The sequence below is a fragment of the uncultured Arthrobacter sp. genome (genome assembly GCF_947493765.1).
In the GTDB taxonomy this organism is placed as follows: domain Bacteria; phylum Actinomycetota; class Actinomycetes; order Actinomycetales; family Micrococcaceae; genus Arthrobacter_D.
This window is the reverse complement of the sequence record NZ_CANLSZ010000001.1, coordinates 203,759-228,918: the sequence shown is the minus strand read 5'-3', so window position 1 is coordinate 228,918 and position 25,160 is coordinate 203,759. Positions and strand designations below refer to the sequence as shown.

Sequence of the window (25,160 nt, the reverse complement as noted above, 5' to 3'; positions counted from 1 at the left end):
GGCTGGGTACGGGACCAGTAGACGTGCAGGGCGATGCGGCCGCTGCAGGACGGATCGATCCCCGAGGAGCACAATGTCCATCGACGCCCAGGTGCACACGCCACGAGCCGAGCAGGACGAGGAGTCCATCGACATCCGGAACCCGGCCGACGGCAGCGAGGTGGGCAGTCTTCGCTGTGCGACGCAGGACGAGGTCGCTGCGGCCCTCGGGGCGGCGCGCGCGGCGCAGCCCTCCTGGGCCGCCACCCCTCCGGCCGACCGCGGGGCCGCGTTGCGCCGTGCGGCCGACGCGGTGCGCGGGGGAGCCAGGGAACTGGCCGAACTGAACACCCGCGAGACCGGCAAGCCGCTCGGCGACTCGCTCGGCGGGATAGAGGCGGCGATCTCGACGTTCGAGCAGTATGCCGAGCTCGGCCCGGTGCACCGCGGGCTCAGCCTGCGCGGGGCGGTCACCGCCACCGACTACACCGTCGCGGAGGCGCGGGGGGTCGCCGTCCTCCTGACCCCGTGGAACGATCCGGTGGCCGTCGCCGCCGGTCTGATCGGGGCAGCCCTCGTCACGGGGAACACCGTGATCCACAAGCCCAGCGAACGCTGCCCCCACGTGGGCGAACTCCTCGGACGGCTCCTGCAGTCCTCCTTCCCCGACGGTGTGCTCACCACACTCACCGGTGCTGCAGCCGTGGGCCGCATGCTCACCGGGCAGCCCGGCGTGGACGTCATCGCGCACGTGGGCTCGAGCGCTGCCGGTGCCGGTATCGCCCGCGCCGCCTCCGTCACCGGCGCGCACGTGATCCGCGAGAACGGCGGCAACGATCCGCTCGTCGTCGACGCCGACGTCGATCCCGCCTGGGCCGCGGCACAGGCGGCACTCGGCGCCTTCGCCAATGCCGGGCAGATCTGCACCTCCGTGGAGCGCATCTACGTGCACAGGGACATCGCCGAACCCTTCCTCACCGCCCTCGCCGACGAGGCGCAAAGCCGCAGCGCCGGCGGTACCTTCCCGCCCCTCGTCGACGGCCGCATGCGCGACGCCGTCGAGGCGCACGTCGGCGACGCCATCCGGCAGGGAGCGCAGTGCCTCGCCGGTGGTGCCACACCGACGGGCCCCGGCTCCCACTACCCGCCCACCGTCCTCACGGGATGCACCGACACCATGATGGTCATGACCGAGGAGACCTTCGGCCCCGTGGCCCCGGTGACCGTCGTCGACAGCTTCGAGGAGGGGCTCCGGCTGGCCTCCGCCGGCCCCTACGGTCTGACGGCCTCCGTCCTGACGGGAAGCATCGCCCACGCCCAGCAGGCCATCGCCGCGCTCGCGGTCGGCACCGTCAAGGTGAACGCCGTGTTCGGCGGCGCTCCCGGAGGCTCCGCCCAGCCGCGGGGGATCAGCGGCGCAGGCTTCGGCTACGGACCGGAGCTGCTCGACGAGTTCGCCCTCGTGAAGGTGGTCCACATCAGCTCCCCGCAGCAGGGCGCCTGATGTCAGGCGCGCAGGGCGGCACGGGTTCACCGGCGGGCACTCCGTCCGAAGGCCTGTCCGGTGACCTGTCCGGTGATCTCTCGGAGGTGCGCGGTCCGGCCGTCTGGGTCCCGGCGGCGATCGCCGCCGAGGCGCCGCTCGTGACCGTGGTCGGCGATGCGATCCTCGACGGCTGGTGGAGCGGTACGATCGAGCGCCTGTGCCGGGAGGCACCGGCGCCCGTGGTCGACATCCGGCGGCGCGACTACGCCGCGGGTGGCGCAGCCAACACCGCCATGAATCTCGCAGCCCTCGGGGCGAGGGTGCGCATGTGCGGGGTGATCGGGGCGGACGACGCCGGGGACCGGCTCCGGGCGATCCTCGAGGAGGCCGGGGTGAGCACCGCGGACCTGATGCAGGACGAGCGGGTCGCCACCACCACCAAGTACCGGATCGTCGGCGCCGGCCAGGTGATGCTCCGGATCGACGACACGCACGAGGGGCCTCCGACGGCGGCCGTCGACCTGCTGGCGCACAGGATCCCCGCAGCGGTGGCGGGCTCCGCCGTCGTCGTCGTCTGCGACTACGGCACGGGACTCCTCGACGCCACGGTCCGCGAGGCGCTCAGCGGCGTGACGACGCGCGACCCGGATCTGCTGGTGGTGGTCGACGCGCACGACACCGCCGCCTGGTCGGCGCTCCGGCCGGACATCGTCACGCCCAACGCTCAGGAGGCGGCGGCCGTCCTCGACCTGCGCCTCGATCCCCGGTCCGACCGTGCAGCCCGCGTGGTGGCGCGGCGCGACGAGCTGTTGGCTGCCACCGGAGCGGGCGCCGTCGTCGTGACCCTCGATCGTGACGGCACCGTCCTGCTCGGCCGGGACGGCGAGGACCACCGGACCTGGGCCAGACCGGCCGACGAGAAGCAGGCCTCCGGTGCGGGGGACACCTTCGTCGCCGGCCTCACCGTGGCCCGTGCCGCGGGTCTGCCCCTGTCCACGAGCCTCGACCTGGCGCAGGCCGCCGCCGACGTCGTCGTGCACCGGCCCGGCACCTCCGTGTGCACGACGGCGGATCTGACGCGGCATCTGCAGTCGTTCGCGGACTCGGCGCTCACCACCGCGGAACTGGTGCGCAGGGTCGAGGAGGACCGCGCCGACGGCAAGCGGATCGTGCTCACCAACGGCTGCTTCGACGTGCTGCACCGCGGCCACACGCGCTATCTCAACCAGGCGAAGCAGCTCGGCGACGTCCTCGTGGTGGCGCTGAACGACGACGACGGCGTGCGCCGGCTCAAGGGTCCGGACCGGCCCATCAACCCCATCGCCGACCGCGCCGGGATCATCGCGTCCCTGAGCTGCGTGGACTACGTCAGCGCGTTCAGCACCGACACCCTCGTGCCGCTCATCGACCTGTTGAAGCCGGACGTCTACGCCAAGGGCGGCGACTACACCGCGCAGATGCTGGAGGAGACACCCGCCGTGGAGGCCAATGGCGGTCGGGTGAGCATCCTCGACTATGTGCCCGAGCGCTCCACCGCTGCTGTCGTGCACCGGATCCGGTCACTGCCCGTCCCTCTGCCCACGATCGATGATGCCCCGTGACGCCCCGCCCGTCCGGCCAGTGGGCCTCCGGGGAGCCGGGGCGCGAACCGCTCGTCGACGTGCTGATCCCGTCCTACGGGCGGCCCGGGGAACTGGCCGTCACCCTGTCCGGGCTCGCGGCCCAGGAGGGCGTGCCCTTCCGCGTCGTCGTGAGCGACCAGAGCGAGGGCGATGACCTGCCCCTCGACCAGTCGGCGGTACGGGCCATGGTCCGGGTCCTGCGGGCCCAGGGCCGCACCGTGCAGCTCGAGAGGCATCTGCCCCGTCGCGGACTGGCCGAGCAGCGCAGTTTCCTCCTCTCCCTGGCGCGTGCGCCGTCCGTCCTCTTCCTCGACAACGACGTCTGGCTGGAGCCGGGATCGCTGGAGCGGATGAGCCGGGCGCTGCGCCGGGCCGGCTGCGGTTTCATCGGCTCCGCCGTCCAGGGACTGTCCTATCTTCACGACAGCCGGCCCGACGAGCGGACCACGCTGAGTCTGTGGCCCGACGACGTGGTGACCCCGGAGCGGATCCGTGAGGGCACCGAGGGCTTCGAGCGCTGGCCGCTGCACAACGCCGCGAATCTTGCCCATGCCGCCGTGGAGCTCGCCATCCCTCCGGGCGAGTGGCGGCTCTACCGCGTGGCCTGGGTGGGCGGCTGCGTCCTGTTCGACCGGCAGGCCCTGCTCGACGTCGGCGGGTTCGACTTCTGGGACCGGTTGCCGACCGAGCATGCGGGGGAGGACGTCGCCGTGCAGTGGCGCGTCATGGAGCGCTTCGGCGGCGCCGGCATCATCCCGTCGGGTGCCGTGCATCTCGAGGCGCCCACCACGGTGACGGACCGTGGCACAGACGCTGCCCGGGTGATCCTGGGTCAGTGAAGAAGGTGCTCCCGCCCGGGAGCACCTGCAGGAGATGGAACCGACACGAAGGAGCACCACATGGCAGATCCGAGCCCGATCGACCTGCAGAAGGCGCTGGGCGGCATGGAGTACCCGGCGTCCAAGGACGATCTCGTGAAGCACGCCAAGGACAACGGCGCGGACCCGTCGGTCATGGAGACCCTCCAGGGGCTTCCCGACCGCCAGTTCGACTCACCGGCGGACGTGAACAAGGACGCCTCGAACTAGGAGTTCTTCCCACTGACGGTGGTGGTCCGGCCGAGGACCGCCACCGTCAGTGCGCCTTCGTCGGGAGGATCCAGGGAGCAGCCGACCCGGCCACGTCAGCGGTGCACAGCGCCGCCGTCGCGTTGTGGTCGGAATGACGGCGGATGATACTGGGAACCGACGGGGATCCCCGAGCCGACCGATCATGCGGTGCGGCATCGGCCCTCGTCCCTCCACGACGGTCGTCGGAGGCGGAAGGGTTGTGCGGTGGAAACGCGTACGAGTTCACAGGTCTCGCCGCTACGAGGAGCCGGCGCGGGGATGACAGCTGGACGGCCCGCAGCAAGCTCGGGATCGACTCCGGACGACAGCCACACCGCGTGGAGCCGGCCATGAGCAACACGCTTCCCCTCCCGTGCACCGGGGGCGCCGTCGCAGCCGAGGTGCAGCAGCCGGACGGCCTGAACAAGCGGGGAACCCTGATCGCCACGATCCTGGGGTCGAGCCTGGCATTCGTCGTCGGATCGATCATCAACGTGGCCCTGCCGCAGATCCAGCAGGACTTCGGCGCCGGGGTCACCGGCGTGCAATGGGTGGTCAATGCCTACCTGTTGCCGCTCGGTGCGCTGGTGCTCATCGGTGGTGCCCTGGGTGACAAGTACGGGCGACGACGGATCTTCCTGGCGGGGCTGGTGATCTTCGCCGTCGCCTGCATCCTCTGCGCGGTGGCGTGGAGCTTCCCGGTGCTGCTGCTCGGACGGGTCCTGGAGGGCGTCGGCGCCGCGATGCTGGCACCGACGTCCCTGGCGATCCTCGCCGACGCCTTCTCGGGACGGGCACGAGGTGCCGCCATCGGCACCTGGGCGGCCGCCGGCGCAGCAGCCGGAGCCGTGGCACCGCTCCTCGGCGGGGTGATCGTCGACGTCGCCGGATGGCGGTGGGCGTTCGTCCTGATGGTGCCGCTCTCGCTGATCGCTCTGGTCGTGGCGTACCGGTCGGTGCGCGAGAGCCGGGCGGACGCCGAGGAGACCTCGTCCCTGGACTGGACCGGTGCAATCCTGTCCGGAGTGGGTCTCTTCGCGGTGATCTGGGCGCTGATCGCCCTCCCGGACCGCGGCATGACCGGCCTGGTCTGGTTCGCGCTGGTGTCCGGGCTTCTCCTCCTCGCGGCGTTCCTCGTCGTCGAACACCGCCTGGGGGACGCGGCGATGACCCCGCTCGTGCTGTTCACCAGGCCTACCTTCTCGGGCCTGTCGATCCTGACGTTCTTCCTCTACGCCGCCCTCGGTGGGCTCCTGGTGCTCCTGCCCTACGTCCTGATCGAGGAGGTGGGCTACTCCGCCACGCAGGCCGGAGCGGCGATCCTGCCCTTCCCGCTCCTGATGTTCCTTCTCTCACGCTTCGCCGGCGGCACCCTGTCCGACCGGTTCGGCACGAGGAGCCTGCTGACGGTCGGATCCGGTCTGGTCGCCGGAGGCTTCCTGCTGTTCTCGGCCGTCCCCTCGGCGGACGTCGACTACTGGCTGCACATCTTCCCCGGGCTCGTCGTCCTCGCCCTCGGAATGGCCACCTCCGTGGCTCCCCTGACGACGGCCGTGCTCAACAGCGTGGGGCAGCGCTACACCGGGGTGGCCTCGGGAGTGAACAATGCCATCTCGCGCATCGCGGGCCTCGTGGCCACGGCCTTCCTCGGACTCGTCCTCATCGGTTCGGCCGACGATCTCCTGGCAGGCTTTGCCGCCGCGGCCTGGGTCGGTGCGGGACTCGCGCTGCTCAGCGCCACCACAGCGTTCGTCCTCGTGCGCGACACGGCGGATCCACCGGATTGACGCGGCACCTCCAGGCACCGCCGTCAGGCCGGCGACGCGCCCCGTCCTGAATCGAGGGCTCCGGCGACGCTCTGTTCGAGGGGGTCGATCGTGGCGTCGGGGAGCACGATCAGTCCGTCGAGCTCGCGGCGCGCCCTGCGGTACGCGGCCTGCCGCTCACAGCTCCATCGTAGGCACCGGTGCTGCCGACGCGGAGGTTCCCGGACAAAACGAAACCCCGTCCGTCAGGCGGCGAGACCTGGCGAACGGGGAATCGAAGTGCACCCCTCGGGACTTGAACCCGAAACCCATTGATTAAGAGTCAATTGCTCTGCCAATTGAGCTAGAGGTGCGTAGCGTTTTCCCTCCCGATTTCACCCGGTCGGCAACCCGCAACAGCACTGAACATTACCAGCACCTGCGCCGAATCATGAAACCCGCTGCGGCGCCGAGCGGCGCACCGGCCCGGGACCGGGGCGCCGCACCTGGACGTCGCCGGGGACGGGCGCACTAGGCTGACGGCATGACGCCTCCAGAGCCGGCCGCCGAGCACCGACCAGTACGCACCCTCAGCGTCCCGACCACCGAACTCAGGGACGCCCTCGCCGACGCTTCGCCGAACGTCGACGTGGTGCTGTGGGACTTCCGGGACGCGCCCGACGGCGTGGATCACGCCGATCTCGACGCCGCCGTCCTGCCCTACGCGGGAGACGCCGTCGTCCCGCCCTTCACGGCCCAGCCCGATCTGGCCGGAGCGTTCGCGACGGCGACCGGGCTGAAGCTGGTCCACACGCAGTCGACCGGCTATGACGGGGTCGTCGATCTCGTGGGGCCGGACGTCGCGATCGCCACGGCCGCAGGGGTTCATGCCGCTGCGACGGCGGAGCTGGCCGTGGGGCTGGCACTGGCCTCGCTGCGGGGGATCGACGACGCCGTGCGGCAGCAGGCCGACGGCGTCTGGCGCAGCGCGCGCTATCCGGGCCTGGCGGACCGGCGGGTGCTGCTCGTGGGAGTGGGGGGCATCGGCGCCGAGATCGGGCGGCGGCTCGAGACCTTCGACACCGTGCTCACCCGGGTGGGCAGCACTGCCCGCGACGACGACCAGGGCCATGTCCACGCGAGCGACGAACTGGTCGATCTCGCACCGCACCACGACGTCGTGATCGTCATCACGCCGCTGACGGAGTCGACGCACGGACTCGTCGGGCGGGAGGTCCTCGCCGCGCTGCCCGACGGCGCCCTCGTGGTCAATGTGGCCCGCGGAGCGGTCGTCGACACCGAGGCATTGACCCGCGAGGTGGTCTCCGGGCGCCTGCGGGCCGCCCTCGACGTCGTCGACCCGGAACCCCTTCCGGAGGGCCACCCGCTGTGGAGTGCTCACGGGGCCATCATCACGCCGCACAACGGTGGGAACACGGCAGCGTTCCCACCCCGCATCCTCGCGCTGCTCCGCCGCCAGATCGGCACGCTCGGGGAGGGCGGGGAACCGGTCAACCTGGTGCAGCGGGGCCCCTGGGGTCGGCGCGCGTCCGACGGGACGCTCAGGCCATAGCGATGAAGGCCGTCATGAAGGCCGCGAAGTCGACGACGTCGTCGGCCTGGTCCAGCCGCAGGGGAGCTCCGGGCCCGATCTCGAGCACCGGTTCCGGTTCCAGGCCGAACCGGAAGATGCGCCCCACGCTCGTGCCCACCTCGTAGCTCCCGTCCTCCCACTGGAGTGCGTGCGCCAGATTGGTCATGTTCACCTCCGCGGGGACACCGGCCCCCGTGATCCCGGAGAGGTGGGTGGGAGCGATCATGAGTTCGGCGGGCTTCCAGCGGTAGCCCACCACGAAGGCCCTCCCGGGTCCCGACCCGTCGGCGATGCCATCGTGGCAGGACGCGACCACGAGGTTGTAATCGCCGTAATTGGGGATCTGGCCGTCGAACACGAGTCGGAAGGCGTCCTTCAGTTCCTGTCCGCCCTCGGGCGGTCGCGCGGGTCCATCGGGGTGTTCGGAAGTCATATCACGCCGCTTCGCTAGGAGGCTGTCGGTCCGGTTCCGGAAGGGGAACCGATCGCGCTACGTCCGGCAGGCGGGTGGGGAAAGCCCGCGAGATCCACACTGTACCGGAGGGTGCACCGGCTGTAACAGGAGGGTCACAGAGCAAAAGGGGCCTGCGGCAACGGCCTAGACTCTCCCTCATGAGTGTGGAGACGACCCCGGACATCAAGCCCAGAAGCCGCACCGTCACGGACGGTATCCACGCGGCCCCCGCCCGCGGCATGTTCCGGGCGGTGGGTATGGGCGACGACGACTTCGCGAAGCCGCAGGTCGGTGTGGCGAGTTCCTGGAACGAGATCACGCCCTGCAATCTCTCGCTGAACCGGCTGGCCCAGGGTGCCAAGGAGGGCGTGCATGCCGGGGGAGGCTTCCCCATGCAGTTCGGCACCATCTCGGTCTCCGACGGCATCTCCATGGGACACGAGGGCATGCACTTCTCCCTCGTCTCCCGGGAGGTCATCGCCGATTCGGTGGAGACCGTCATGGAGGCCGAGCGGATCGACGGCTCCGTGCTCCTCGCGGGATGCGACAAGTCGCTGCCGGGCATGCTCATGGCCGCCGCGCGCCTCGATCTGGCCTCCGTGTTCCTCTACGCCGGGACCATCATGCCCGGCTTCGCCAAGCTCGAGGACGGCACGGAGAAGGAGGTCACGCTGATCGATGCCTTCGAGGCGGTCGGTGCGTGTGCTGCCGGCACGATGAGCCTGAAGGACCTCGACAGCATCGAGCGCGCCATCTGCCCCGGCGAGGGAGCCTGCGGCGGCATGTACACCGCGAACACCATGGCCTGCATCGGCGAGGCCCTCGGCATGTCCCTGCCCGGATCGGCGGCGCCGCCCTCGGCCGATCGCCGTCGCGACCTGTTCGCCCGCAGGTCCGGTGAGGCGGTCGTCAATCTGCTGCGCCTCGGGATCACGGCCCGCGACATCATGACCAAGAAGGCGTTCGAGAACGCCATCGCCGTCACCATGGCGTTCGGCGGCTCCACGAACGCCGTCCTGCACCTGCTCGCCATCGCCCGCGAGGCCGAGGTGGAGCTCACCCTCGACGACTTCACCCGCATCGGGGATCGCATCCCGCACCTCGGCGACCTGAAGCCCTTCGGCCGCTACGTGATGTTCGACGTCGACAAGGTGGGAGGCGTCCCGGTGATCATGAAGGCACTGCTCGACGCCGGCCTGATCCACGGCGACTGCCTCACCGTCACCGGGAAGACGGTCGCGGAGAACCTCGCGGAGATCGATCCGCCGGATCTCGACGGCAAGATCCTGCGGGCCCTCGACAACCCGCTGCACAAGACCGGCGGGATCACCATCCTGCACGGCTCTCTCGCGCCGGAGGGCGCCGTGGTCAAGAGCGCCGGCTTCGACGCCGACGTCTTCGAGGGGACCGCCCGCGTGTTCGAGCGCGAGCAGGGTGCCCTCGACGCACTCGACGCCGGTGGCATCCGTGCCGGGGACGTCGTCGTGATCCGCTACGAGGGGCCCAAGGGCGGTCCCGGCATGCGCGAGATGCTCGCCATCACCGGTGCCATCAAGGGCGCCGGCCTCGGCAAGGACGTCCTCCTGCTCACCGACGGCCGCTTCTCGGGAGGGACCACGGGCCTGTGCATCGGACACGTGGCGCCGGAGGCGGTGGACGGCGGCCCCATCGCCTTCGTGCGCGACGGCGACCGCATCCGCGTCGACATCGCCGCCAAGAGCTTCGACCTGCTGGTCGACGAGGCCGAGCTCGAGCAGCGCAGGGTGGGCTGGGAGCCCCTGCCCGCGCGCTACACGAGGGGAGTGCTCGGCAAGTACGCCAAGCTGGTGCACTCGGCATCGACGGGCGCCTACACGGGGTAGCGGGTAGTCCGGTTAGTGTCCACTAACCGGACTGATCCGTCTCACATCGTGAGACGAGCAGGGGTGGCGGTTGACACTGTTTTCCGCGGGCGGGGACACTACAGATATGCAGCTCGTACCCGTAGTCGTCATTCTTACCCAGCGCGTGGTCTGAGACCCGTCCGGTAGACGACTCGAGCCGCGCGCAACCCCTCACCAAGCCCCACCGGGCCGAGGGGTTTTTTTGTTGACATGACCTGTCGGCAGACCCCATCGCGTGGATGTACGTCCGCAGTCAGAGCAGTAGCAAGGCAGCACCCTTTCCGAAGGAAGTTCCAGATGTCCAAGGGATCGCCCATCAGCCCAGCACTGCTGGCAGCACGGCCAGCACCTCCGGCAGCGCCCGCACGGGATGCAGCCCCGGTGCGGGACACGGCGCAGGTCGCGCCGGCCGGCGCCGTCCGTGGCCCCAACACCGTCGTCGCCCCCACCCCGATGCTCGGATCGGCGGCGATCGTGAGGTCCCTCGAGGAACTCGGCGTCGACGACGTCTTCGGTCTCCCGGGGGGAGCCATCCTTCCCACGTACGATCCGCTCCTGGCCTCGACCAAGCTGCGCCACATCCTCGTGCGGCACGAACAGGGCGCCGGTCACGCGGCGCAGGGCTATGCCATGGTCACGGGCCGTCCGGGCGTGTGCATCGTGACCTCCGGCCCGGGCGCCACGAACCTGGTGACGGCCCTGGCGGACGCCCACATGGACTCCGTCCCCATGGTGGCCATCACCGGGCAGGTCTCCAGCGCGTTCATCGGCTCCGACGCCTTCCAGGAGGCGGACATCGTCGGCATCACCATGCCGATCACCAAGCATTCCTACCTGGTGACCGATGCGCGGGACATCCCCCGGGTGCTCGCCGAAGCCTTCCACATCGCCACCACGGGGCGTCCCGGACCCGTGCTCGTCGACATCGCCAAGGACGCCCAGCAGGCCCATATGAGCTTCTCGTGGCCGCCCAAGATCGAGCTCCCCGGCTACCGTCCGGTGCTCCGCGGCCATGCCAAGCAGGTCCGTGAGGCCGCCCGGCTCATCGCAGAGGCCCAGCGCCCCGTGCTCTACGTGGGTGGCGGCTGCCTCAAGGCGCACGCCTCGGCAGAGCTGCTGGAACTGGCCGAACTCGTCGGTGCCCCCGTGGTGACCACGCTGATGGCGCGCGGCGTGTTCCCGGACTCGCACGAGCAGCACGTGGGGATGCCCGGCATGCACGGCTCGGTCTCCGCCGTCACGGCACTCCAGCAGTCGGATCTGCTGATCACCCTGGGCGCGCGCTTCGACGACCGCGTCACCGGTGTGCTCTCCAGCTTCGCCCCGCACGCGAAGGTGATCCACGCGGACATCGATCCCGCGGAGATCTCCAAGAACCGCCTCGCCGACGTGCCGATCGTCGGCTCCGTCAAGGAGATCATCCCCGAGCTGACCGGGGCGGTGCGCAGTGCCTTCGATACCCAGGGACGTCCCGACATCTCCGCGTGGTGGAAGACCATCTCCCGCCTGCAGGCCACCTACCCGGTCGGCTTCACGCAGCCCGAGGACGGCCTGTCGGCACCGCAGCAGGTCATCAAGCGCATCGGCGAGCTCACCGGACCGGAGGGCGTCTTCGTCTCCGGGGTGGGCCAGCACCAGATGTGGGCCGCGCAGTTCATCCAGTACGAGCGCCCGCACTCGTGGCTCAACTCCGGGGGCCTGGGCACCATGGGGTACTCCGTCCCCGCGGCGATGGGGGCAAAGGTGGGCGACCCGGACCGCGTGGTCTGGGCCATCGACGGCGACGGCTGCTTCCAGATGACCAACCAGGAGCTCGCCACCTGCGTGATCAACAACATCCCCATCAAGGTGGCGGTGATCAACAACTCGTCCCTGGGCATGGTGCGCCAGTGGCAGACCCTCTTCTACGAGGGGCGGTACTCCAACACGGATCTGAACACCGGGCACGACACGAGGCGGGTGCCCGACTTCGTGAAGCTCGCGGACGCCTACGGGTGCGTGGGCCTGCGCTGCGAACGCGACGAGGACATCGACGCGACCATCCAGCAGGCACTGGCCATCAACGACCGCCCCGTGGTCATCGACTTCGTGGTGAGCCGCGACTCGATGGTGTGGCCCATGGTCCCCTCGGGCGTCAGCAACGATCTCATCCAGATCGCCCGCGGCATGACCCCCACCTGGGAAGAGGAGGACTGACCATGGCACGCCACACTCTCTCCGTCCTCGTCGAGGACGTCCCCGGCGTCCTGACCCGCGTCGCGAGCCTCTTCGCCCGTCGTGCGTTCAACATCAACTCCCTCGCCGTCGGACCGACGGAGGTGGCGGGGATGTCGCGCATCACCGTGGTGGTCGAGGCCGAGGGTGACCTGCTCGAACAGGTCACCAAGCAGCTGAACAAGCTCGTGAACGTGCTCAAGATCGTCGAACTGACCACCGAGCAGTCCGTGCAGCGCGACCACGTGCTCATCAAGGTCAGGGCCGACGCCGCGACCCGCCTCCAGGTGACGCAGGCGGCCGATCTGTTCCGCGCCTCCGTTGTCGACGTGGCCATCGACTCACTGATCATCGAGGCCACGGGGACCGCGGAGAAGCTCGCGGCGCTCCTGTCCGTGCTCGAACCGTTCGGTGTCCGCGAGATCGTCCAGTCGGGCACCCTCGCGATCGGGCGCGGCGCCAAGTCGATGAGCGATCGCGCCCTCCGCAGCGCCTAGCGCGCCGCTCCTTCCAGACCACCCCCGCACCATCCGACAGAGGAGAAACACCCGTGACCGAGTTGTTCTATGACGACGATGCAGATCTTTCGATCATCCAGGCCCGCACCGTGGCCGTGATCGGCTACGGCAGCCAGGGCCACGCCCACGCGCTGAGCCTGCGTGATTCCGGCGTCGACGTGCGCGTGGGACTGAAGGAGGGCTCGGCGTCGCGCGCCAAGGCCGAGGCGGAGGGTCTGCGTGTGCTCTCCGTCGCCGAGGCCACCGCCGAGGCGGACCTGATCATGGTCCTCACACCCGACCAGGTGCAGCGCCACGTGTACAAGGAGGACATCGCCCCGAACCTGCAGGCCGGTGACGCCCTCTTCTTCGGCCACGGCTTCAACATCCGCTTCGGCTACATCGAGCCGCCGGCCGACGTCGACGTGGCGCTCGTGGCACCGAAGGGGCCCGGGCACATCGTCCGCCGCGAGTTCGAGGCCGGCCGCGGGGTGCCCGACCTCATCGCCGTCGAGCAGAATCCCTCCGGGGCGGCGCGCGAGCTCGCCCTGTCCTACGCGAAGGCGATCGGCGGCACCCGCGCCGGCGTCATCGAGACCACGTTCACCGAGGAGACCGAGACGGATCTCTTCGGCGAGCAGGCCGTGCTCTGCGGCGGCGCCTCGCAGCTCGTCCAGTACGGGTTCGAGACGCTGACCGAGGCGGGCTACAAGCCCGAGGTGGCCTACTTCGAGGTGCTCCACGAGCTCAAGCTGATCGTGGACCTCATGGTGGAGGGCGGCATCGCCAAGCAGCGCTGGAGCGTGTCCGACACCGCCGAGTACGGCGACTACGTGTCCGGGCCGCGCGTGATCACCCCGGACGTGAAGGAGAACATGAAGGCCGTCCTCGCGGACATCCAGAGCGGTGCCTTCGCCAAGCGGTTCATCGACGACCAGGACGCCGGCGCTCCGGAGTTCACGGAGCTGCGCAAGAAGGGCGAGGACCACCCGATCGAGGCCACGGGCCGCGAGCTGCGCAAGCTGTTCTCCTGGATCCGGACGAACGACGACTACACCGAGGGTTCCGTCGCCCGCTGACGGCTTCACCCCTTCCGGCAGGACACGTGCTCGACGTCGAGCCCGTGTCCTGCCGTCCCTGTGTCCGGGCCCTGATCTCCGTCCTCCCGGCCCGTCCCTCCTGCTCCGCCCGCTGATCCAGCCCGAAGGAACCCCTGTGACCTCCAGACCCGTCGTCCTGCTCGCCGAAGAACTCTCTCCCGCCACCGTCGAGGCACTGGGACCCGACTTCGAGATCCGCAGCACCGACGGGGCCGATCGCGGTCTGCTGCTCGCGGCGCTGGCCGACGTCGACGCCGTCCTCATCCGCTCCGCCACGCAGCTCGACGCCGAGGCCATCGCCGCGGCCCCGAAGCTCAAGGTCATCGCCCGCGCCGGCGTGGGCCTGGACAACGTGGACATCAGGGCGGCCACGCAGGCCGGCGTGATGGTGGTCAACGCCCCGACGTCGAACATCATCTCCGCGGCGGAACTCACCGTGGGCCACATCCTCAGCCTCGCCCGGCACATCCCGCAGGCCAGCGCAGCGCTCAAGGCGGGCCAGTGGAAGCGCTCGCTGTACTCGGGGAGCGAGCTCTACGAGAAGACCATCGGCATCATCGGCCTGGGACGCATCGGGGCGCTCGTCGCGGAGCGCCTGCAGGGCTTCGGGACGCAGATCCTCGCCTACGACCCCTACGTCACCTCCGCGCGGGCGGCCCAGCTCGGGGTGCAGCTCGTGTCCCTCGAGGAGCTGCTGCGCGCCGCGGATTTCGTGACCATCCACATGCCGAAGACCCCGGAGACCATCGGCATGCTCGGCGCCGACGCCTTCGCCGCGATGAAGGACACCGCGTACGTGATCAACGTGGCGCGCGGCGGCCTCGTGGACGAGGAGGCCCTCCACGACGCCCTCGAGCAGGGCCTCATCGCGGGCGCCGGGATCGACGTGTTCGTGCAGGAGCCCAGCACCGAGCTGCCGTTCTTCGCCCATGAACGGGTGGTGGTGACCCCGCACCTCGGAGCGTCCACCGACGAGGCGCAGGAGAAGGCCGGCGTCTCGGTGGCCCGCTCCGTGCGGCTCGCCCTGGCCGGGGAACTCGTGCCCGACGCCGTCAACGTGGCCGGCGGTGTGATCGATCCTGCCGTCCGGCCGGGGATCCCGCTCATGGAGAAGCTCGGCCGCATCTTCACCGCACTCACGCACGACTCCCTGACCCAGATCGACATCGAGGTGGCAGGGGAGATCGCATCCCTCGACGTGAAGGCACTCGAACTCGCGGCGCTCAAGGGTGTCTTCACCGACGTCGTCTCCGAGCAGGTCTCCTACGTCAACGCCCCGGTGCTGGCGGAGCAGCGCGGCGTCGCCGTCCGGCTCATCACCACCGCCGAGTCCGAGGAGTACCGCAACGTGCTCGTGCTGAGGGGTGCGCTCTCGGACGGGTCGCAGATCTCGGTGGCCGGTACCCTCACCGGACCCAAGCAGGTGGAGAAGCTCGTGGGCGTGAACGGCTACGATCTGGAGATCCCCATCAGCGACCACCTCGTGGTGCTGCTCTACGCGGACCGCCCCGGCGTCATCGGCACGCTCGGCCGGCTCCTCGGGGAGCACGGTGTCAATATCGCCGGGATGCAGGTGGCGCGCAGCCAGGAGGGCGGGCAGGCGCTGTCCCTGCTCACCGTGGACAGCTCCGTGCCGCAGGACGTCCTGGACGCCATCAGGACCGCGATCGGGGCGAGCGTGGCGCGCGAAGTGGACCTGCAGGACTGACGATCGTGAGGACACCATGACCACGCACCATTTGCCCGCCACCGAGGCGACGGCGACCCAGGTCCTCTCCCGGGACACCCCGGCCGTGCTCCGGGTGGACCCCGGCGACCGCATCGTGGTCGGGTCCCTCGACGCCTGGGGCCATCTCGAACGGCAGGCGACGCCCGGAGCGCCGACCCCGTACCGCTTCCCCGATCGCCGGGGGCACGCCCTGACCGGACCGATCGAGGTGGCAGGGACGGTACCGGGAGACGTCCTGGCCGTCCGCTTCGAATCGCTCGAACCGGACGCGTGGGGCTGGACCACGAGCCGGCGCGACGAGAACCTCCTGCGCGCCCTGGGTGTCGACGGGGCGGATCCCGCCTGGCTGCTCTGGGAGCTCGACGGCGTGGCCGGCACGGGAACGAACCAGTTCGGGCACACCGTGCTCCTGGCCCCGTTCCTCGGGGTGGTGGGTCTGCCGCCGGCGGAGGCGGGGGAGCACTCCACCACGCCGCCGCGCGCCGCAGGAGGCGGCAACATCGACTGCCGCGAGCTCACGGCAGGCTCCACCCTGTATCTTCCGGTCACGGTGCCCGGCGCGCTGCTGCACCTCGGGGACGGACACGCCGCCCAGGGTGACGGCGAGGTCGGTGGCACGGCGATCGAGTGCGGGATGACCACCACCGTGACGGTCGACGTCGTCCGGGATGCTCCGGTTCAGAGCATCCACGCGGTCACGCCGACCGATCGCATCACCTTCGGGTTCGACGCCGACCTGAACCGGGCCACGGCGGAGGCCCTCGGTGCGATGCTGACCTGGATGCAGCAGCTCCACGGGCTGGAGCGGACCACCGCACTGGCCCTGGCGAGCTCGGTGGTGGACCTGCGGGTCACGCAGATCGCCAACCGGACGTGGGGTGTCCACGCCGTCCTGGGGCTCGACGCCGTCGGAGCGGTGGGACCGCGCTTGGGCGAATCCGGACCGGGCGGGGTAATTTCATAGGGTGACTCCCGCCGCCGACGCCACGCCGTCCTACTACATCACCACGGCCATCTCCTATCCCAACGGGGAGCCCCACATCGGGCACGCCTACGAGACGATCGCCGTCGACGCGATGGCCCGCTTCAAGCGCCTCGACGGGTTCGACGTCAGGTACCTGACGGGCACGGACGAGCACGGCCTGAAGATGCAGCAGGCCGCCGACCGCGAGGGCGTCCCGGTCCGGGAGCTGGCCACCCGCAACGCGCTCGCGTTCCGCGCCATGAACGACGCCGTCGGTACGTCCTACGACCGCTTCATCCGCACCACGGACGAGGACCACTACGCTGCGGCGTCCGAGATCTGGCGGCGCATGGAGGCCAACGGGGACATCTACCTCGACACCTACGCCGGCTGGTACTCGGTGCGCGACGAGGCGTTCTGGGGCGAGGACGAGACGGAGGTACGCGAGGACGGCGTCCGGTACGCCAGGGAGACCGACACCGAGGTCACCTGGACCGAGGAGGAGAGCTACTTCTTCCGGCTCTCGGCCTACCAGCAGAAACTGCTGGACCTCTATGCGGCGCAACCGGACTTCGGCGCACCGCAGTCCCGCTTCAACGAGGTCATCTCCTTCGTGGCGCGGGGACTCGAGGACCTGTCCATCAGCCGCACCACGTTCGACTGGGGCGTCCCCGTCCCGGGCGACGAGCGCCATGTCATGTACGTCTGGGTGGACGCGCTGACGAATTACCTGACCGGCGTCGGTTTCCCCGACACCGGGTCGGAGTCGTTCCGCCGGTTCTGGCCGGCCGACGTGCACGTGATCGGCAAGGACATCTCCCGGTTCCATGCCATCTACTGGCCCGCTTTCCTCATGTCGGCCGGGCTCGAGGTGCCCAGGCGCGTCATGATCCACGGCTTCCTGCACAATCGCGGCGTGAAGATGTCCAAGTCGCTCGGCAACACCGTGGCACCCGCGGACTGGGTGGAGCAGTACGGCCTGGACCAGGTGCGCTTCTTCCTGCTGCGCGAGGTGCCGTTCGGAGCGGACGGCTCCTACAGCCACGAGGCGATCGTCAGCCGGATGAATGCCGATCTGGCGAACAACTTCGGCAATCTCGCGCAGCGCTCGCTGTCGATGGTCGCCAAGAACTGCAACGGCGCCGTGCCCGTCCCGGGGGAGCTGACGTCGGCCGACACGGGCATCCTCGACCAGGCCCACGCGCTGCTGGACTCGAGCCGCGCCGCCTACGAACGGCAGGAGTTCTCCCGGGCGCTGGAGGCCGTCTGGCTCGTGCTGGGGGACACCAACGGCTACTTCGCCGAGCAGCAGCCCTGGGTGCTGCGCAAGACCGACCCCGAGCGCATGGCCACCGTGCTCTACGTGACGCTGGAGGTGCTCCGGGTCGTGGCGATCCTCACGCAGCCGGTGATGCCCACGAGCTCCGGCCGGGTCCTCACCGCGCTGGGCCAGGGAACAGGCGACGACGACGCGCGTCGGAGCTTCATCGCCCTGGACCAGCGCATCGTACCGGGGACACCGCTGCCCGCGCCGAGCCCGGTCTTCCCGAAGTACGAGGAGCCTGCGGGGGCCTGAGCCCCGGCCGTCGCGTCAGCGCTGGAGGAAGCGGTCGGCGGCGGTCGCGGTCATGACGCCCGCCACCGTCTCCTGCTGCGCTCGGGCGTCCGTCCGCAGCTGCTCGAGCGCGGCCCGGTCGAGCGCCTGGGCACCCTCCGACGTCAGGACCCCGGCCGGCAGGGCCAGCAGGGTGTCCCACATGCACTCCTTGACCTTGAGCAGGGACAGCAGGGCCTCGAGCTCGAGCTGCGCTCCGGCGCTCGCCGTCCGGCGGCGGGGGTTCAACGGATTGTGCGCCGAGACAAGAGCCAGGCCGCGCGCCAGGGTCTGCTTGAGCAGGCTCGGCCGGTGCCCCAGTGCCCTGATCATCCGTTCGAGGGTCGACCGTTCCTCGCGGACGTTCATCCGCAGCCGGGCGAACTCCTCCTCGTACGGCGTCCCGGCCCACGAGGTGTGCGCCGCGTCGAACAGGCGCACACCGTTCGTGGCGCCGACCAGATGCAGGTCCAGGTAGGGGTGGAGCGTCGAGGGGTCCAGCCGGCGCACCGGCGTCCGAGCCGCGTCCGGCGTCATGGGGTTCCTTCCGTTGGTGTCCGCTTCACCCTAGGACAGCCGGAACCGTGGACGGAACCGGGCCCCTCCTCCCGGCCCCGGTTGAGTCCTGCGTCTCACCCAGCGGACCGATTATCGCGTGCCCCGGGGCTTTCCTACGCTGGATCCATGACTGCTGCCCCGGCCCACCTCGACATCGCCGTCATCCCCGGAGACGGGATCGGCCCGGAAGTCACGAGGGAGGCGGTGAAGGTGCTGCGCGCCGTCACCGGCGACGACGTGGAGCTCACCCTGACCGACTACGCGCTGGGCGCGGACCACTGGCTGGTCACGGGGGAGACCCTGCCCGATGCGACGCTCGAGCAGTTGCGGGGTCACGATGCCATCCTCTTCGGCGCGGTGGGCGCAGCCCCGGGTGACCCACGCATCCCCTCCGGCCTGATCGAACGCGAGTTCCTCCTCAAGCTCCGCTTCTCCCTCGACCACTTCGTAAATCTGCGGCCCTCCCGCCTCTACAGCGGGGTCCCGAGCCCGCTGGCAGCTCCCGGGAACATCGACTTCGTGGTGGTGCGCGAGGGGACGGAGGGCCCGTACACCGGCAACGGGGGGACGCTGCGCGGCGGCACACCACACGAGGTGGCCACCGAGGTCTCGCTGAACACCGCTCACGGCGTGGAGCGTGTGGTACGGGACGCCTTCGCACGGGCGGCGGCGCGGCACGGCAGGCTCACCCTGGTGCACAAGCACAACGTCCTCGTGTACGCGGGGCATCTGTGGAAGCGCACGGTCGAGGCGGTCGCCGCGGAGTTCCCCGAGGTCGCGCACGACTACCTGCACGTGGACGCGGCCATGATCTTCCTCGTCACGGATCCCTCCCGCTTCGATGTGATCGTCACCGACAATCTGTTCGGCGACATCGTCACGGACCTCGCGGCGGCGGTCACAGGTGGTATCGGGCTCGCGGCCTCGGCGAATCTCAACATGGATCGCACGGCGCCGTCCATGTTCGAGCCGGTCCACGGGTCCGCCCCCGATATCGCGGGTCAGCAGCTGGCCGACCCGACGGCCTCCATCCTCTCGGCGGCGCTCCTGCTGCGGCACGTCGGCCTGCCGGATCCCGCCGCGCGCATCGAGCGCGCCGTCGAGGAGGACATCGCCGTGCGATCCGGCCCCCGCAGCACAGCGGCCATCGGCGATGCGATCGCCGCCATGGTGTCCTAAAGTGGTTACACATCATTAACGCAGTGCCTCGGCACTGATCATCGACGGGCGACGGCGGCCGTGCCGCGAACCGTTCGTTCCAGCGGAGGAATCATGGTAGCCACCGATACCCACTTTGCCCAGCACCTGTCGACGCAGCGGGTCCCGGCGACGGAGCGGGAGGCGATCCTCGCCGACCCGGGCTTCGGGAACCACTTCACCGACCACACCGCGATCGTCGATTTCAGCGCGGACGCCTCCGGTGCGGGCTCCTGGCACGATGCACGGGTGGAGCCCTACGGTCCCATCGCGCTCGATCCTGCGGCCGGCGTCCTGCACTACGGGCAGGAGATCTTCGAGGGGATGAAGGCCTACCGGCACGAGGACGGCTCCATCTGGACCTTCCGCCCCGACGCCAACGCCGCGCGGCTGAACCGCTCGGCCCGGCGGCTCGCCCTTCCGGAGTTGCCGGAGGAGCTCTTCCTGGAGTCCCTGCGGCAACTGGTCACCGCCGACCAGGACTGGGTGCCCACGCGGGAGGGCGACAGTCTGTATCTGCGGCCGTTCATGATCGCCACCGAGGCGTTCCTCGGCGTCCGTCCTGCCCGCGAGGTGTCCTTCCGCGTGATCGCCTCCCCGGCGGGCAACTACTTCGGTGGCGAGGTGAAGCCGGTCGACATCTGGGTCTCGCGCACCTACGCACGGGCCGGGCGTGGCGGTACCGGGGCCGCCAAGGCCGGCGGGAACTACGCCTCGTCCCTGATCGCGCAGCTCGAGGCGGAGGCGCACGGCTGCAAGCAGGTCCTCTTCCTCGACCAGTTCAACGACAATGCGGTCGAGGAACTCGGCGGCATGAACGTGTTCTTCGTGTTCCGCGACGGGTCGCTCGTGACCCCGGCGCTCTCGGGCACCATCCTCGAGGGCATCACGCGCTCCTCCGTGATCCAGCTCGGACGCGACCGCGGTCTCGAGGTCAGCGAGCGCACCATCACGCTGGACGAGTGGCGCGACGGCGTCGCCTCCGGGGACATCACCGAGGTGTTCGCCTGCGGCACGGCTGCGGTGATCACGCCGATCGGGCGACTGCGCGACGGCGACGAGATGATCGGCGCCGCCGATGCCCCGACCGGTGAGGTGACCATGTCGATCCGCAGCCAGCTCCTCGGCATCCAGGCAGGGCTCCTCGAGGACCCCCACGGCTGGCTCACGCGCCTGGTCTGAGCCGCCTCGGGGTCACTGTCTCCCACCGGTTCAGTGGGAGACGGTGATCTCCGGGTCGTCGATCGCCTCGCCGAGCCCGAGATACCGGGTACCCGCGAGGAGCGCGGCCGTCTCGTCGGCGGCCATGGGATGGCAGAAGAAGAATCCCTGACCGCTGTTGCAGCCGAGCGCCCTCAGCTGATCGGCCTGTTCCTGCGTCTCGATCCCCTCGAAGACCGCCTCGAGCCCGGCGGCCCGGATGAGTTGCAGGATCGCCGCGACGAACTGGAGCTGTCCTGGTCGAGTGTTGAGCTCGGCGAGCAGGGACCGATCCACCTTGACCATGCTGACCGGCAGCTCGCGGAGATAGCTGATCGACGAGTATCCCGTTCCGAAGTCGTCGATCTCGATCCCCACCCCGAGCTGCTGCAGGCTCAGGAGCGAATACATCTCCACTTCCCCGCGCGTGACGATCGCGGTCTCGGTGATCTCGACGACCAGACTGCGGGCCGGCACCTCGAGTTCGCGCAGCAGGGCGCGCACGTAGTCCACGAGGTCGAGCTGCTTGAGCTCGACGGCGGAGAGATTGACCCGGAGCTGGAAGTCGTCGTCGAGCCCGAGCTCCCGCCTCCACCGAGCAAGCTCGCGCAGGGAGGTGGACATCACCCACCGGTCGAGGTCATGGATGACCCCGATCTCCTCGGCGAGCGGGATGAACGTGTCGGGCGGGATCAGTCCGCGGATCGGGTGCTGCCAGCGGACGAGGACCTCCACACCGAGGATCCGGTTGGTCGCGAGCTCCACCACCGGCTGGTAGTGCAGCACCAGTTCGTCGGACCTGATGGCATCGCGCAGCTCGGTGGCCATCTGGCTGCGGAGCTGGCGCGAGTAGAGCATGACCGGCTGGAAGATCTTGATGATGCTGCGGCCCTCGCGCTTGGCCGCGTACATGGCCGTGTCGGCGTCGAGCAGCAGCTCCTCGGCGCTCTGGTTCGGCGTGCCCAGACGCACGCCGATACTGGCCCGGCAGTGGATGTCGACGGCTTCGAGCCGGATCTGCTGGCCGAGGGCCTCCACGGCGCGCCGGGCCACCTGAAGGGCCAGATCCATGGTCGCTCCGGGAAGGAGGATGGCGAATTCGTCCCCTCCGAGTCGCGCCACGATGTCGCTCTCGCGCACCACTCCGGCCAGGCGCCGCGCCACTTCCTGCAGTACCCGATCGCCCGCATCGTGACCGAAGCGGTCGTTGACGTTCTTGAAACTGTCGAGATCCAGGAGCAGGAGAGCCGGTGGCGGCGCTCCGTCGACCGCCTGCCCCAGGGCCTCCTCGATGCCGTCCATCAGGGCCACCCGGTTGGCGACGCCGGTGAGGGCGTCGGACATGGCCATCTTCATCATGTCCAGGTGGGCCTGGCGGAGCATGGCCGTGCGGCTTTCCACCCGCTTCTCGAACTGCTCGTACACCTGCTGGAGTTCCTCGGCGAGGAGGTTCACACCGGCGATGACGGCATCCACCTCGTCCCGGGCGCTGGAGGGCTCAAGGCGACTGCTGAGCTCTCCCTTGGAGAGCCGCACGATGCTGTCGACCAGCATCGCGAGCCGAGGATCCTTGTCTGCACTCATCGGATTGAGCCTACCTCCAGGAAAACGCCGAGCGGCTGCATGATCATTCGCCGCGCAGAAACTGCGTATCGGCGTCGTGCTGGCCGGAAGTGGAGTGCATGAGAAGACCCCGACCGGTCTGGGAGAAATGGGGGACATCGCCCAGACCGGTCAGGGTCCGACGACTACTCTAGGGCATTCGGGCCCGCCGTGGGGAGGGGCCCGCCCCCGTTACTCCGGACGTCGGAGGCTCTCGATCAACTCCCGGGCAGCTGCTGCCCGGTCCTCGGCCCCGGACTGGAGGAAGAGCTCCTCACTGAGTTCGAGATTCGTGGTGGCTTCTGCCTTGTCGCCGAGTCCGCTGAGCGCAATAGCTTCGCCGAGCAGAAGGTATGCCTGAGCGGCAATCTGAGGAGCTAAAAGCTGCCGCTGTTCCACAATGCTCTTGAGTTGGGCTACAGCGCCCTGGCTTTGTCCGATAAGTACCATCCACTGAGCGCGATTCAGTCTCAATTCAAGTTGATCGCGCGCTGTTCCTCCGACGATCGAGCTCGCTAGCTCGGCCCGCTCGATGCAGGCAAGAGTCTCAGGTCCTGAAAGCCCGGCCGACAGTCTGAACTGAGCTGATCCTCGGTTAAACCGAGCCCAGAGATCGAGATCGTTGGTTGGGGACAAGCTATCTGCCGCAAGTTGATGGTAGGTAACGCCGTCATCGATTCGCTTGAGGAGGAATGCGACGTTTCCGATAGCCCAATACGACTGGCCGGCGTAGGTGCTGTAGGGCTCACGTTCCAAAAGCTCGACGAGTTTGACGCTCTGATCCCATGCCTCCTCGAGCTGTCCACTCTCGGCGAGCGCAGCGATCAGAGCATTTCGCGCTTCGATTGCGATGTTGGCATGATCCGGCTGGGATGCCGCCGTCTCGACGGCTTGGCGAGCTGACTGGATTGCGTCAGCAAGATGGCCGCTGCCCTGCAGAGCGAACGCTGCGAGCGTTGCAACGCGAGCACTGAGCGCTTCAGACGACACAGTCAGCGGGTGTCGTCCAAGTTCGGTTGCCACGTCTCGGGACTCGGCCATGTGTCCCTGTTTGCGGAGGCATTCAGCTATCAGGAACTTCGCGTTCCACCACGCCTCGCTCTCGGCCTCCTCGTACACCATGGCCGCAAGCTGCTCAGCGAATCGCCGGGCCTCGCCATAGTCCCGGTGATTCCATGCATCTCGAGCCTGAAGCTCGAGTAGGAGTCGCTGTCCCGAGGCTTCCCTATACGTCATCGCACCTTCAGTCTCGGCATCGTGATCCCTTCCGCCTCCAGTATTCGGCTTGGCGAGGGTTTCTGCTAGCTGCGACCGGCACTGAAAAAAGATGACCACCAATGTTACCAAAGTGACTGGTGTGGCTTACAGTACTTGTAGGTTCCGAGCTGTTATAAGGGACCTTGCCATCTGGACCATTTAGAAAAGGAAGTCTCATGAAGCGCATCACGTCCTCCCTCCTCCTCGCAGCGCTGCTGGTAACTGGAAGCGCGGCGGCTGCCAACGCTGCACCTTCCAAGTCGGGCGTCACGGCGCCCGTCTCCTCTACGGACCGGGTTGGCTACTGGCCCTTCTGAGTACTCTCGGCCGTAAGGGGCCACTTGTAAGGCATCGGGCCATTCGCTTGGCCTGAGCAGACATATACCGCGGGCACCCTCCACTGGGGAGGGAGTGTCCGCGGTATCTGTTTAACCGCCGATCAGCCGCCGATCAGCCGCCGGGCGTCCCGGAAGGATGCTCGCCGTCGCCCGACGCAGAGTGCGGGCCCGGCCAGGCCGAGCGCTAGGCTGGGCGTCATGCGAATCGCACGTTTTGTCGTTCAGGATGACCCAATGTTCGGAGTGGTCGAGGGTGCCACCGGGAGTGAGGAGATCGCCGTCATGCAGGGCGATCCCTTCTACAACGGGGTGGAACTCACGGGCGCCCGCCACGCTCTGGAGGATGTCAGGCTCCTCGCCCCGGTGATCCCCCGGAGCAAGGTGGTGGGCGTGGGGCGGAACTATGCCGACCACATCCAGGAGATGGGGGGAGAGGCCCCTCCCGCTCCCCTCCTGTTCCTCAAGCCGAACACCTCGGTCGTCGGCCCCGGGGACCCCGTCATGCTCCCGTCCTTCTCGGACCAGATCTCCTACGAGGCCGAGCTCGCCATCGTCATAGGACGGATCTGCAAGGACGTCCCGCTGGAACGCGTCGACGACGTCGTCTTCGGCTACACGTGTGCCAACGACTTCACGGCGCGGGACGTCCAGCGGACCGACGACCAGTGGGCACGGGCCAAGGGCTTCGACACGTCCTGCCCGATCGGCCCGTGGATCGAGACGGATCTCGACCCGGAGAACCTGACCATCACGGGATCGCTCGACGGCGAGGTGCGGCAGGAAGGATCCACCAGCGACATGATCTGGGGGGCCCGCGAGCTCGTGGCATACGTCTCGCAGGCCTTCACCCTCCTTCCGGGTGACCTCATCCTCACCGGGACACCCGCGGGCGTGGGGCTCATCACCGACGGCCAGCGGTACGACGTCGACATCGAGGGCATCGGACGCCTGTCCAACACCGCCCGGCGCTGAGCGCCCCGCCGGCCACGACGAGCGGGCCCCGGAGGCGCGACGGGTCGTGAGGGTCCCCTCTAGACT

Annotated in this window: 20 protein-coding genes and 1 tRNA gene; 16 read left to right on the top strand and 5 right to left on the bottom strand. The window is 69.2% G+C overall.

The genetic code is table 11. The annotated features are described in order from the left end of the window. Positions 1-73 precede the first annotated feature (73 nt). The 5 genes from Q0747_RS01120 to Q0747_RS01100 all read left to right on the top strand — a co-directional run bounded on the left by Q0747_RS01120 (position 74) and on the right by Q0747_RS01100 (position 5,983). Entirely contained in the window at positions 74-1,483 is a 1,410-nt protein-coding gene (locus Q0747_RS01120) for an aldehyde dehydrogenase (protein ID WP_298251421.1), read from the top strand. After that, positions 1,483-3,066 carry a PfkB family carbohydrate kinase gene (locus tag Q0747_RS01115; RefSeq protein WP_298251420.1) on the top strand — a complete coding sequence of 528 codons (1,584 nt, stop codon included), beginning with the start codon at positions 1,483-1,485 and terminating at the stop codon, positions 3,064-3,066. Before Q0747_RS01120 ends, Q0747_RS01115 begins: the two co-directional genes overlap by 1 nt. Then, a complete protein-coding gene (locus Q0747_RS01110) occupies positions 3,063-3,926 on the top strand; it encodes a glycosyltransferase family 2 protein (RefSeq protein ID WP_298251419.1) in 864 nt (287 codons plus the stop codon). The genes Q0747_RS01115 and Q0747_RS01110 overlap by 4 nt, the downstream gene beginning before the upstream one ends. Positions 3,927-3,986: 60 nt before the next feature. Beyond that, positions 3,987-4,175, top strand: a complete 189-nt coding sequence (locus Q0747_RS01105) for a DUF2795 domain-containing protein (protein ID WP_298251418.1) — start codon at positions 3,987-3,989, stop codon at positions 4,173-4,175. Positions 4,176-4,546: 371 nt separating this feature from the next. Next, positions 4,547-5,983 (top strand): MFS transporter, encoded by a 1,437-nt coding sequence (locus Q0747_RS01100; RefSeq protein ID WP_298251417.1) that lies wholly within the window; start codon positions 4,547-4,549, stop codon positions 5,981-5,983. Between the two features lie 259 nt (positions 5,984-6,242). Here the strand turns inward: Q0747_RS01100 and Q0747_RS01095 are convergent. Next, a tRNA-Lys gene (locus Q0747_RS01095) sits at positions 6,243-6,315 on the bottom strand. A gap of 170 nt (positions 6,316-6,485) precedes the next feature. Here Q0747_RS01095 and Q0747_RS01090 point away from each other — a divergent pair. Further along, complete coding sequence (locus Q0747_RS01090; RefSeq protein WP_298251416.1) at positions 6,486-7,514, top strand: 2-hydroxyacid dehydrogenase; 1,029 nt, start codon at positions 6,486-6,488, stop codon at positions 7,512-7,514. Here Q0747_RS01090 and Q0747_RS01085 read toward each other — a convergent pair. Continuing rightward, a complete protein-coding gene (locus Q0747_RS01085; protein WP_298251415.1) occupies positions 7,504-7,968 on the bottom strand; it encodes a hypothetical protein in 465 nt (154 codons plus the stop codon). The two genes, Q0747_RS01090 and Q0747_RS01085, sit on opposite strands and share 11 nt — an antisense overlap. A gap of 179 nt (positions 7,969-8,147) precedes the next feature. On the opposite strand from Q0747_RS01085, the gene ilvD reads away from it, so the two are divergent. From ilvD to metG, 7 genes are all read left to right on the top strand, one after another. Continuing rightward, positions 8,148-9,851: a dihydroxy-acid dehydratase gene (gene ilvD / locus Q0747_RS01080; protein WP_298251414.1), complete on the top strand. Its 1,704-nt coding sequence runs from the start codon at positions 8,148-8,150 to the stop codon at positions 9,849-9,851. A 318-nt stretch (positions 9,852-10,169) separates the two neighbouring features. Further along, entirely contained in the window at positions 10,170-12,068 is a 1,899-nt protein-coding gene (locus Q0747_RS01075) for an acetolactate synthase large subunit (protein WP_298251413.1), read from the top strand. Positions 12,069-12,070: 2 nt separating this feature from the next. Then, positions 12,071-12,583: an acetolactate synthase small subunit gene (gene ilvN / locus Q0747_RS01070; protein ID WP_298251412.1), complete on the top strand. Its 513-nt coding sequence runs from the start codon at positions 12,071-12,073 to the stop codon at positions 12,581-12,583. A gap of 53 nt (positions 12,584-12,636) precedes the next feature. Further along, positions 12,637-13,662 (top strand): ketol-acid reductoisomerase, encoded by a 1,026-nt coding sequence (gene ilvC, locus Q0747_RS01065; RefSeq protein WP_298251411.1) that lies wholly within the window; start codon positions 12,637-12,639, stop codon positions 13,660-13,662. Between the two features lie 136 nt (positions 13,663-13,798). Beyond that, positions 13,799-15,391: a phosphoglycerate dehydrogenase gene (serA, locus tag Q0747_RS01060; RefSeq protein WP_298251410.1), complete on the top strand. Its 1,593-nt coding sequence runs from the start codon at positions 13,799-13,801 to the stop codon at positions 15,389-15,391. A 16-nt stretch (positions 15,392-15,407) separates the two neighbouring features. Further along, positions 15,408-16,376, top strand: coding sequence for an acetamidase/formamidase family protein (locus Q0747_RS01055; protein ID WP_298251409.1), 969 nt, complete (start codon positions 15,408-15,410; stop codon positions 16,374-16,376). A 1-nt stretch (position 16,377) separates the two neighbouring features. Then, positions 16,378-17,952, top strand: coding sequence for a methionine--tRNA ligase (gene metG / locus Q0747_RS01050; protein ID WP_298251408.1), 1,575 nt, complete (start codon positions 16,378-16,380; stop codon positions 17,950-17,952). Between the two features lie 15 nt (positions 17,953-17,967). On the opposite strand, the gene Q0747_RS01045 is transcribed toward metG, so the two are convergent. Beyond that, the gene (locus Q0747_RS01045) at positions 17,968-18,507 is read right to left on the bottom strand and encodes a hypothetical protein (protein WP_298251407.1); all 540 of its coding nucleotides are present in this window, start codon (positions 18,505-18,507) and stop codon (positions 17,968-17,970) included. A gap of 147 nt (positions 18,508-18,654) precedes the next feature. On the opposite strand from Q0747_RS01045, the gene Q0747_RS01040 reads away from it, so the two are divergent. Both Q0747_RS01040 and Q0747_RS01035 read left to right on the top strand, forming a co-directional pair. Then, positions 18,655-19,707 carry a 3-isopropylmalate dehydrogenase gene (locus Q0747_RS01040; RefSeq protein WP_298251406.1) on the top strand — a complete coding sequence of 351 codons (1,053 nt, stop codon included), beginning with the start codon at positions 18,655-18,657 and terminating at the stop codon, positions 19,705-19,707. A 93-nt stretch (positions 19,708-19,800) separates the two neighbouring features. Beyond that, positions 19,801-20,907, top strand: coding sequence for a branched-chain amino acid aminotransferase (locus Q0747_RS01035; RefSeq protein ID WP_298251405.1), 1,107 nt, complete (start codon positions 19,801-19,803; stop codon positions 20,905-20,907). A gap of 30 nt (positions 20,908-20,937) precedes the next feature. On the opposite strand, the gene Q0747_RS01030 is transcribed toward Q0747_RS01035, so the two are convergent. Then, entirely contained in the window at positions 20,938-22,509 is a 1,572-nt protein-coding gene (locus tag Q0747_RS01030; RefSeq protein ID WP_298251404.1) for a bifunctional diguanylate cyclase/phosphodiesterase, read from the bottom strand. A gap of 210 nt (positions 22,510-22,719) precedes the next feature. Beyond that, on the bottom strand, positions 22,720-23,649 hold the full coding sequence (locus Q0747_RS01025; RefSeq protein WP_298251403.1) for a hypothetical protein: 930 nt from the start codon (positions 23,647-23,649) through the stop codon (positions 22,720-22,722). Between the two features lie 671 nt (positions 23,650-24,320). On the opposite strand from Q0747_RS01025, the gene Q0747_RS01020 reads away from it, so the two are divergent. Next, positions 24,321-25,094, top strand: coding sequence for a fumarylacetoacetate hydrolase family protein (locus Q0747_RS01020; RefSeq protein WP_298251402.1), 774 nt, complete (start codon positions 24,321-24,323; stop codon positions 25,092-25,094). Positions 25,095-25,160: the final 66 nt, after the last annotated feature.